4 protein-coding genes and 2 pseudogenes are annotated in these 10,450 nt (G+C 62.1%); 3 read left to right on the forward strand and 3 right to left on the reverse strand.

Features of this window, described 5'->3' with window-relative positions; genetic code table 11:
* Positions 1–779: 779 nt before the first annotated feature.
* From ACI38B_RS02410 to hflX, 3 genes are all read right to left on the reverse strand, one after another.
* Positions 780–1,772, reverse strand: coding sequence for a cation diffusion facilitator family transporter (locus ACI38B_RS02410; protein ID WP_439729376.1), 993 nt, complete (start codon positions 1,770–1,772; stop codon positions 780–782).
* A 255-nt stretch (positions 1,773–2,027) separates the two neighbouring features.
* Positions 2,028–2,990: an L-lactate dehydrogenase gene (locus ACI38B_RS02415; RefSeq protein ID WP_029575654.1), complete on the reverse strand. Its 963-nt coding sequence runs from the start codon at positions 2,988–2,990 to the stop codon at positions 2,028–2,030.
* 177 nt (positions 2,991–3,167) lie between these two features.
* Positions 3,168–4,664 (reverse strand): GTPase HflX, encoded by a 1,497-nt coding sequence (gene hflX / locus ACI38B_RS02420; protein ID WP_439729379.1) that lies wholly within the window; start codon positions 4,662–4,664, stop codon positions 3,168–3,170.
* 365 nt (positions 4,665–5,029) lie between these two features.
* On the opposite strand from hflX, the gene ACI38B_RS02425 reads away from it, so the two are divergent.
* The 3 genes and pseudogenes from ACI38B_RS02425 to ACI38B_RS02435 form a co-directional block, all read left to right on the forward strand.
* Positions 5,030–5,833, forward strand: a complete 804-nt coding sequence (locus tag ACI38B_RS02425) for a class I SAM-dependent methyltransferase (protein WP_439729377.1) — start codon at positions 5,030–5,032, stop codon at positions 5,831–5,833.
* Positions 5,830–6,471, forward strand: a pseudogene (locus ACI38B_RS02430) (DEAD/DEAH box helicase); the annotation flags it as partial. The gene ACI38B_RS02425 and the pseudogene ACI38B_RS02430, both read left to right, overlap by 4 nt.
* Positions 6,472–6,534: 63 nt before the next feature.
* Positions 6,535–9,978: pseudogene (locus tag ACI38B_RS02435) on the forward strand (DUF3418 domain-containing protein); the annotation flags it as partial.
* Positions 9,979–10,450: the final 472 nt, after the last annotated feature.

The raw sequence follows: 10,450 nt of genomic DNA on the forward strand, positions 1-10,450 counted from the left end.
GCGTGCGACACCGTAGTCGCACAACAGAGAGATACCCTGCCGACCAAGCACCTTCAAACACCCAACCAGCCCGGCATGCGACATGACAGTCACACAACAGGCAGATAACCACCCATCCAGCAGAATCCAGACGCCTAACTCGCGGCCATGCAACACAGCAGTCGCACGGCAGGCAGATACCCCGCCAACTCCGCACCACCGAACACCTAATCGGCTGGGCATGCGACCCAACAGTCACACGGCAGGCGGATACCCCGCCGCGGACATGGATTCTCGACACTAACCCCACCCGCGTGCGACACCGTAGTCGCACAACAGAGAGATACCCTGCCGACCAAGCACCTTCAAACACCCAACCAGCCCGGCATGCGACATGACAGTCACACAACAGGCAGATAACCACCCATCCAGCAGAATCCAGACGCCTAACTCGCGGCCATGCAACACAGCAGTCGCACGGCAAACAGATACCCCACCAACTCCGCACCACCGAACACCTAATCGGCTGGGCATGCAACACAGCAGTCACACGGCAGGCAGATACCCAACGCGGACACGGATCCTGGGTATCAACCCCACCGGTATGCGACACCGTAGTCGCACATCAGAGAGATACCCTGCCGACCAAGCACCTTCAAACACCCAACCAGCCCGGTATGCGACACCGTAGTCACACAACAGGAAGATAGCCGCCGAAAACACCGGCCCGGGATAGTCAATCGGCCCGGCGTGCGACTCAATCCTCACACATCCCCTCAAGTAGACGCATCATCATCAGCTCAATCGGCCGCGTCATCAACCCCTGCACCATCATCGCTGCCACCCTCGCCTTCCGGCGCGTCGTGCAAGTGTTCCACACGGGTCGCCTCGCACCCGGCCGGCTCAAGCTGGAAGGTCGTATGCGGAATCGACACCGGGAAATGCTCACGCAGGCAGCTTTGTAACTGAGCCAGAATCTGTGCCCCCTGCGCCATCGACAGCCCCGGATCGACCACTACATGCGCCATCAGCACCGGCATTCCAGTGGATACCGTGCTCGCATGCAGGTCATGCACAGCTACCACATGTGGCACGCGTTCCATATGCGCTCGAACCTCATCGAGATCCAACCCCTCCGGAGTCTCTTCCAGCAGCACACGCACCGCCTTGCGCAGCAGCAACACCGCGCGCGGAATCATCATCAACGCGATGATGCCGCCCGCAATCGCATCAAAGCCGCCCCAACCCGTGCATTGCAGCACAATCGCCGAGACAATGACCGCAACCGACCCCAAGGCATCATTGACCACCTCGAGGAAGGCCGCACGCATATTCATGTTGTCATCGCTGTTCCCGTGAAGAATGACAATCGAACCGATATTCGCCGCCAGACCCAACACGCCCATGAACAGCAACAACCCGACGCTGCGCACACCGTCATCCGCCCCGCCGAACAGACGCATCCCCGCCTCAACAAGCGCATAGACCCCGACGAACAGCAACACCAACGCACCAAGCGCCGCAGTGATGACCTCCAGCCGTGCCCACCCCCACGTTCGGGTGTTGCTTGGCTTACGCCGCATCAGCATCGCCGTCACCGCCGAGGCGACCAGCACCGAAAGATCGGTGAGCATATGCCCGGCATCCACCAGTAACGCCAACGATCCGGTCAACGCGGCGCTGATTACTTCGGCGATGAACACCGTCGAGGTCAGCGCCAGAGACATGGTCAGCCTGCGCTGATGTTCCTTGCTGCTTCCCGCTTGCCGGGAGGTTCCTTCACCGTGCGTCATCGCATACTCTCCTTGGGTATTCCGCGGCCATACTCGCACATAGACAGTGCGCCTTGCCACCTGCGCACTGCCTCTGCGCACTGGCGTTGTGCGCTGGCATTGCGCACTGTCGAAACCGCTTCTCATTACCATTCTCATCCGTGCAGATACGACGAAACCCCGGCACGGCAGCCGGGGTTTCCACGTTGTTCCGCGTGTCGGGGTATGGCGTCACGACATCAAGTCGGTCACGGCGCCATACGGCTCGCGAACGTATCAGAAGCCGAACTTCGCAGCGGTCTCGCGCAGCGTCTCCGCAGACTTCTTGAGCTCCTGGAGCTCATGATCGGACAGCGGGGTGTTGATGCGGGAGTTCACGCCCTGACGGTTCAGCAGGGTCGGCACAGACATGCACACATCGGAGATGCCGTGGAAGTCGGTGAGCATGGAGGACACCGGCAGGATGCGGTTGGTGTCGCGCAGCACAGCCTCGATGATATCCACGCCGGACATGGCGATCGCGTAGTTGGTCGCGCCCTTGCCCTGGATGATCTTGTAGGCGGCGTTCTTGACTTCCTGGTGGATTTCCTCGCGCTTGGCGGCGTCGAGCGGCTCATGGCCCGGCAGCGGCTGCCAATCGCACATCGGGACACCACCGATGGTGGCGGAAGCCCACAGCGGGACTTCGGAATCGCCGTGCTCACCGGCGATGTACGCGTGCACGTTCTTCACGTTCACGCCGGTCTGCTGCGCAATCAGGAAGCGCAGACGAGCGGAATCAAGGTTCGTGCCAGAGCCGAACATCTGGTTCGCCGGCAGGCCGGACAGCTTCATGGACACGTGGGTGACAACATCCACCGGGTTCGTGATGAGCATGTAAATCGCGTTCGGAGCGACCTTCACCACGTTCGGGATGATGGACTTCATGATGTTGATGGTCGCACCTGCAAGATCGAGGCGGGACTGGCCCGGCTTCTGGCGAGCGCCTGCGGTGATGACGACCATGTCGGCGTCACGGCAGATCTCAACATCGTCGGAACCGTCGATGGAGACGGTCGGATAGAAGCTGGAGCCGTGCTGCATGTCGAGCACCTCGGCCTCGACACGCTCCTTGGCGATGTCCTCGAGAACGATTTCGCGCGCAACGCCACGCTGGGCGGCCGCGAAGGCAAGCGTTGAGCCGACAGCGCCGGCACCGATGATAGCGAGCTTCGTGGGCTTTACAGCTGAATTCACCATTTGCTACTTCTCCTTGGCAATGACCCGATTGTGACGGGCTTCATTCAGTAACATCTCCACTCTAGTGGCTCTCCGTGACGTTTCCGCAGGGAAAACGCCTTGACGCCGTACAGGGGGAAGGAAAAATATGAGAGCGTTCACAATGAAGTCATACCAAGTATCGCAGCCGTTCAGCGGTTATTCATCGACGGCGGCATCGACCACCTGGGCGGCAAGCTGGCTGTCGACCTGCGCCTCAATCATCATGCCGTCCCCGCGGTACTCAATCGAGTCCATCTGACCGTATTCGCGGATTTTCGAGACCAGGGACCCGGCGGTGTACGGCAGCAGCGCGTTGACATGTACATCAGGCACCGGCAGGAGCGCCTCGACAGCCTCACGCAACGCGTCGATGCCTTCCCCTGTGAACGCGGATACGAGGTGCGCCTCGGGAGCGAGCGCCGCAAGACGCTCACGGGTCGCCTGATCCGCCCGGTCGATTTTGTTGAACACCAGGATGCGCGGGATGCTTTCGGTGCCGTTGATATCGGCGAGAATGGCATTGACCGCGTCGATCTGGGCGAATGGGTCCGGGTGCGAGGCGTCGACCACGTGCACGATGACATCGGCGTCGGCGACTTCCTCGAGCGTGGATTTGAACGCCTCGACCAGCTGCGTGGGCAGACGGCGGACGAATCCGACGGTGTCCACGTAGGCGTATTGACGGCCGTCCTTCGCGCTCGCACGTCGCACCGCGGTGTCAAGCGTGGCGAACAGCGCGTTCTCCACCAGCTCGCGCGAACCGGTCAGCCGGTTGGTCAATGACGATTTGCCGGCGTTGGTATACCCGACCACGGCGACCGTGGGCAGACCGAAGCGACGCCTCGACCCGCGTTTGACATCGCGCGCGGGGGCCATGTGAGCGATCTGTTTGCGTAATTTGGCGATCCGGTTGCGGATGACGCGACGGTCCATTTCGATTTTCGTCTCGCCGGGGCCGCGCGAGCCGATACCCGCATCGGCGCCGGCCGCGCGACCGCCCGCCTGACGGGACAGCGACCCGCCCCAGCCGCGCAGTCGAGGCAGCATGTACTGCAATTGGGCGAGTTCGACTTGCGCCTTGCCTTCGCGGCTGGTCGCATGCTGGGCGAAAATGTCCAAAATCACGGCTGTGCGATCGACGACCTTGACTTTTGTCGCATCCTCCAAGGCTCGCCGTTGGCTCGGCGGCAGGTCGTCATCGACGATGATGGTATCGGCCTCGTCTCGGGCGACAACGCCCGCAATCTCCTTGGCCTTGCCGGAACCCACATAGGTCGCGGCATCCGGGCGCAGACGGTGCTGCAAAAGGCCGTCGCACACCTGGGCGCCGGCGGTCTCGGCGAGCGCGGCGAGTTCGCGCAACGATTCCTCGGCTTGCGCCTGGGTGGTTTTCGCGCTCGACCATACTCCGACGAGCACCACGCGTTCGAGACGCACCTTGCGGTATTCGACTTCGGTGACATCCTGCAATTCGCCGAGACCGGCGACTCGTTTGAGTTCGTTGCGCGCCTCGCGTTCGCGCCACTCCTGGTCTTCGTGGGCGTAGGAGTGGGCTGCGGCGTCGTCAAGCAGGACCTCGGAATGTTCGGATAGCACGTCTTCGTCTTGAGCCGGGGCGGGTTGCCCGGATTGCCCAGATTGCCTAGATTGCATGGATTGGTTCAAGGTGCCGTCTGAAGCGTGCTCCGCCGCACCTTGGTCCCCTGCCTCAAGCGGTGTGATATCTGTCGCACTCCCCTGACGTTCCCGGTTTGCCGGGTTTATCTGGGTTTCGCGGTTGTCTTCAGCGTCGTCCGTACGTGCGAAAGCTGTCGTGGTGATGGCGGTTCCTTCTTCTCGCACCGCCGAATCGGCGGCACGACCGACGGTATCTTCCTAGTATCAACTATTGTCTTTATTATCAACATGTTGGACGACAACACTAAGCCGGTTCCGCCGTCAGCGACAGGCGGGCACGCCGGCGAGGCAGGACACCGGCATACAGCGGCAGACGGCAACGTACAGGAAGACATACAGGAATGGCAGTAACGAAACCACAGAAGGACAATGACGGGCGCAAGACGCGCGAGGCCAAACGCAAGAACGGCGCAAACAAGGCCAACCACGCCGACAACACCGACACCCGCAACACTCACGAAGTCAACGGCAACGACAACGGCAGCAATAACGCCAACGGCGCCGACCATGGCCATCAGGGCAAACACCAGACCAAGGGCGACGAGCAGTATTTCGCAGCGAACCCGCAGTCGGCCGACGTCAGGCGCGAACGCAAAGTGACCTTGCGCGGCTACGATGCCACGGTCCAGACATCCAACGGCGTGTTCTCAGGCAATCGTGTCGATCTGGGCACGTCCGTGCTGTTGCGCCATGCGCCCATGCCGCCGCAACAAGGCACCGGGCTTGATCTGGGGTGCGGCTGGGGGCCGATCGCGCTCGCCTTGGGCTTCGAATCCCCCGACCTTGACCTCTGGGCGATCGACATCAACGAACGCGCAGTCGATTTGACCGCGGAAAACGCGAAATCCAACGGTTTGGAGCATGTGCACGCCGTCACGTCCGACGCCGTGCCCGCCGACCTGACCTTCGACGTGATTTGGTCCAACCCGCCGATCCGCATCGGCAAAGATGCGTTGCACGAGCTGCTTATGGCCTGGCTGCCGCGGCTCAACCCAGGCGGTGCCGCGTATCTGGTGGTGCAGAAGAACCTCGGCTCCGATTCGCTCATCCCCTGGCTCGCCCAAGCGCTCGGCGACGGCTATTCGGTCAGCAAATACGCCAGTTCCAAGGGGTATCGCGTCATCGAGGTGCTGCGTCAGGCATGAAGTTCACGTATCCAAAGGAACTGCCGATTTCCGCGGCGCATGACGAAATCATCGACGCGGTGAAACGCTCGCAGGTCGTCATCGTCTCCGGCCAGACCGGATCGGGCAAAACCACGCAGATTCCGAAAATGCTGCTGGAAATGGGCCGTGGCACGCATGGCCACCAGATTGTGCACACGCAGCCGCGCCGGCTTGCCGCCCGAACTGTCGCCGAACGCATCGCACTAGAAATGGGAACGAAACTCGGCGATGAAATCGGCTACCAGGTGCGGTTCACCGACGAAAGCTCCCCCAATACCAGGCTGCGCGTGGTCACCGACGGCATCTTGCTCGCACAGATCCAGCGCGACCCGCAGCTCAGCCGCTACGACACCATCGTGATCGACGAGGCGCACGAACGCAGCCTCAATATCGACTTCCTGCTCGGATATCTGACCGCGCTGCTGCCCAAACGACGCGACCTGAAGCTCATCATCACCTCGGCGACCATCGATTCGGAGAAGTTCCGCGACCATTTCGAGCACGCGTTGCACACCAAGGTGCCGGTCATCGAAGTCTCCGGACGCACCTACCCCGTGCAGATCGTCTACGAGCCCTTGGGGTCGCTGCCGGCGCTCATGAATCACGTGCCCGGCTTTCCCAATCCGCGCAATCCGGCAATCGGCGGGGACGACGGGCACGGCGGCAACAACGGTACCGGTGACGACGACCAGACCGACGTGCCGACCGCCGTGGCGCGGGCCTGCGCCGAACTGGTCATCCGTTCCAGCCATGAGCACGGGCCGCGGGACATCCTCGTCTTCGCGTCCGGCGAGCGCGACATCCACGATTTCGAAAACGCCCTGCACCATCATTTCGGCCCGCGGACCGCGGATATGCGCCGCCCCGACGCCATCGAAATCATGCCGCTGTTCGCCAGGCTGTCCGCTAAAGAACAGCACAAGGTGTTCGAACCGCACACCCACCAACGCATCGTCATCGCTACGAATGTGGCGGAAACATCGCTGACTGTGCCGGGGATCCGATACGTCGTTGACCCGGGCACCGCGCGAATCTCACGGTATTCGAAAACTGCGAAAGTGCAGCGCCTGCCGATTGAACCGATTTCGCAGGCGAGCGCCGACCAGCGTTCCGGCCGATGCGGGCGTGTGGCCGACGGCATCGCGATTCGTCTGTATTCAAGCGAGGACTACGAGACCCGCCCGCGGTTCACAGAGCCTGAAATCCTGCGTACGTCGCTGGGCGCGGTGGTGCTGCACATGCTGTCGGTCGGCGTGGCGCACACGGTCGACGACATTACGCATTTCGGGTTCATCGACCCGCCGGACGTGCGTTCCGTGTCCGACGGATTCAACGAGCTGACCGAACTCAAGGCTGTCAGCCATAAACACGGCGAAGTCAAGCTGACCCGCATCGGCCGGCAACTATCCCATATTCCAATCGATATCAGGCTCGGGCGCATGGTCATCGAAGCCGCCACCCGCACCACGCCGAACACGCTGGCCGCCGTGCTGGTCGTCGTCGCGTTCCTCAGCTTGCAAGACCCGCGGGAACGTCCCGAGGACAAACGCGAGGAAGCCGACCGGATCCACAATCGGTATGCTGACCCGACCAGTGATTTCCTCACCGCGCTCAATATTTGGGACCGCGTGTTCCAAGTGGACGGCGAACCGGGTAACAACGCGTTGCGTCGCATCTGCAAAGCCGAGTATTTCAGCTTCCTGCGCATGCGACAGTGGAAAGACCTGGTCGCGCAGCTGTCCCAGATGTGCCGCGAACTGAAATTCCGCGTGGGCGAACCGCAGCCGATCTCCCGGCCGGGGCTTGACATCCGCAATCTGCCGATGAACCAGCAGGCCGCGCACTCCATGTGCTGCACATGGGACGCGCAAGGCATCCACCAGTCGATGCTCGCCGGGTTGCTGTCCATGATGGGCATGCAGGTGGTGCGCGAACCGAAAGCCTCGGATTTCACCGGTCTCAAGGGGGCGGCAAAAGCACGGGCGATGAAACGCGCGCAGAAAACCGCAAAAAACGACTATCAGGGCGCTCGCGGCACACGTTTCGCACTGTTCCCCGCGTCCTCCGTCGCGAAAACCACTCCCCCGTGGGTGATGAGCACGGAACTGGTGGAAACCTCCCGCCTGTGGGCGCGGTATTCCGCCGCGATCGACCCGGCATGGGCGGAACCGCTGGCCGGCTCACTCACCCGCGTCACCTACGCCGAGCCGCACTGGTCAGGCTCGCGCGGATCGGCGGTAGCGCAATCGAAAGTCCTGCTGTACGGGCTGCCTATCGTTCAGGACCGTCCGGTGCAATGGGGGCGCATCAACCCGCCCGAAGCGCGTGATTTCCTTCTGCGGCAAGGCTTGGTCGAAGGCGATATCCAACAGCGCTTCCCATATGACGGCTTCATCGAGCACAACCGGGACATTCTTGAGGATGCCGCACAGGATGCCGACCGCACCCGGCAGGTCGCCGACACGGTCAGCGAGGAGGATCTGTTCGACTTCTACAATGCCGTCGTCCCCGCGGATATCACGAGTGTCGCTGATCTGGCGAAATGGTGGAAGGGCGAGCACGACAAGCAGCCGCATCTGCTGGATTTCGACCCGGCGAACGTCGAGCGGCTTCAGCAATCCGGCAGTGTCAGCATGGACGACTACCCGGAATACTGGCATACGCTCGGCACTGATGGCACGCCGATCGACCTGCGGCTGAGCTACAAGTACGAGCCGGGGGCCCCGGACGACGGTGTGACCGTGCACATCCCCATCAAGGAACTGTCACGGTTGACGCCTGAGCAGTTCACATGGAACGTGCCCGGTCTGCTTGACGAACTGCTGCTCGGCATGATCAAATCCCTGCCGAAGGCACTGCGCGTCCAATTCGTGCCCGCCCCCGACACCGCGCGGGCAATCCGCGAGGCGATTGACGAACGATACCCGGATTTGCCCGGATCCGGGGAGATGGGGCATCCGAACCTGCCTGATGACGATACGCAAGAAAGCGCGCGGGAAGGTTCGCCAGTCGGCTCGCAGGCGGCCAGTGCCGGCACGTGGCCGGATATCATCCACGCGTTCACCGCGGCCGCGATTTCGACAGTCGGCGCGCAGATTCACCCGGAGGTCTATACCAACGAGCAAATCAGCAAACTCGCCCCCTACCTGAGGATGACCTTCAGCATCGAACAGCCACTGCCGCAAGCCAAATCCCAGCATCGGCACGGCAATGGGCATAGGCATGGCGGACTGCAGGCCGTCAAAGTACTCGGTACCGGCAAATCCCTGGTCGGGCTGCAACGGCAATTCGCGCAGCTCGCCGCCGCATCCGCGCGCAAAGTCGTGCAGCGACAGGCGAAAGCCGCCGAAGCACAAGGGAAAATCGTCCAACAGGCGAATCTGCTGCACAAAGCGGGGGCAACCACCAAACCGCGCGCCGACATTCTGTGGGCAGGCGCACTGGATTCCCTACGTCTGCCGTCGGAACGTATTTCTTCACGATGGCTGGGCGCCGAAGCGCTCATGCTGGCGAGCGCGCCATACCGTTCCACCGCCGATCTGGTCGAGGATTTGCAGCTCGCCGCTGTCAAGCGACTGCTGCCGCGTGTGGACAAGCTGCCGGACGATGAGTCGCTCGCCCAAGCGGTCAGCGGGGTGTCGGAAGTGTTCGAGGATACCGTGTATGCGGTCGCGCATGATGTGATTGCGATTCTCAAGCGGTACGCCGAAGTGGACAAGGCGGTGTCCGGCAAGGCAGATCTGCCGATGCTGTCGGTGCTGCAATCGGTACGGGAGCATATCGCGACGCTCGTGTTCCCCGGGTTCATCGGAGCCGCTCCCCCGGATGCGCTGCCGAATATCGAACGGTATCTGCACGCTGATCTGATGCGGTTGGCCAAGGCGAAAACTGATAAGAACCGGGACGTGCGCTGGGCGTGGCAGGCCGATGAAGCGCGCGGACTCGTGGACAAGGCGATGGAACGCGCAAAGGCCGAGCCGGCCGGACCGCGTCACGAGCAGCTGCTGGGCAAGGCGACCCAAGCCCGGTGGATGCTCGAGGAGTTCTACGTGTCCCTCTGGGCGCAGGAGCTGGGCACGGCGAAACCAGTGAGCATCCAGCGTATCCGCAAGGCGCTCGCGTAGGCGGGCAGGCGGCGTTGTGGGCGGGCGGAGCAATTCTGTGGGGCGGACTGCAGTGCTTGGTCGTGGCGCTCACCAATACGCTGCGGGAGGGTTTTGCCAGTTGTCGCGCGTTGTGTGCCCGGACATACGCAACTCGCGACATCGCCGATTGTTGCCCTCGGGTACCGCGGCATCCGGCACATCCCGCATGTCGCCGCATACGCAGGTCGGACGATTGGCATCGTTCAGCCCGTCAATCTCCCCGATTCGACGTGTTACGTATGCCACGACATACGCGGTTTGCTGATTGACTACATCACGGACCCGGACATCACTGCGTCTGGCAACGCACGTATGCCGCAACATACGCGGATTGTTGGTTCGCCAACTCACGGGTCCAGACATCGCTGCATCCGGCAACGCACGTATGCCACGACATACGCGGATTGTTGGTTCGCCAACTCACGGGTCAAGGCGTCGCTGCATCCGGCAA

The organism is Bifidobacterium sp., from assembly GCF_051876855.1.
Lineage (GTDB): Bacteria > Actinomycetota > Actinomycetes > Actinomycetales > Bifidobacteriaceae > Bifidobacterium.

Coding starts and splice junctions, on each gene's coding strand:
- ACI38B_RS02415 (WP_029575654.1), bottom strand. CDS start 2,990: ATGGTGAATTCAGCTGTAAAGCCCACGAAGCTCGCTATCATCGGTGCC.
- ACI38B_RS02425 (WP_439729377.1), top strand. CDS start 5,030: ATGGCAGTAACGAAACCACAGAAGGACAATGACGGGCGCAAGACGCGC.
- ACI38B_RS02410 (WP_439729376.1), bottom strand. CDS start 1,772: ATGACGCACGGTGAAGGAACCTCCCGGCAAGCGGGAAGCAGCAAGGAA.
- hflX (WP_439729379.1), bottom strand. CDS start 4,664: ATGCAATCTAGGCAATCTGGGCAATCCGGGCAACCCGCCCCGGCTCAA.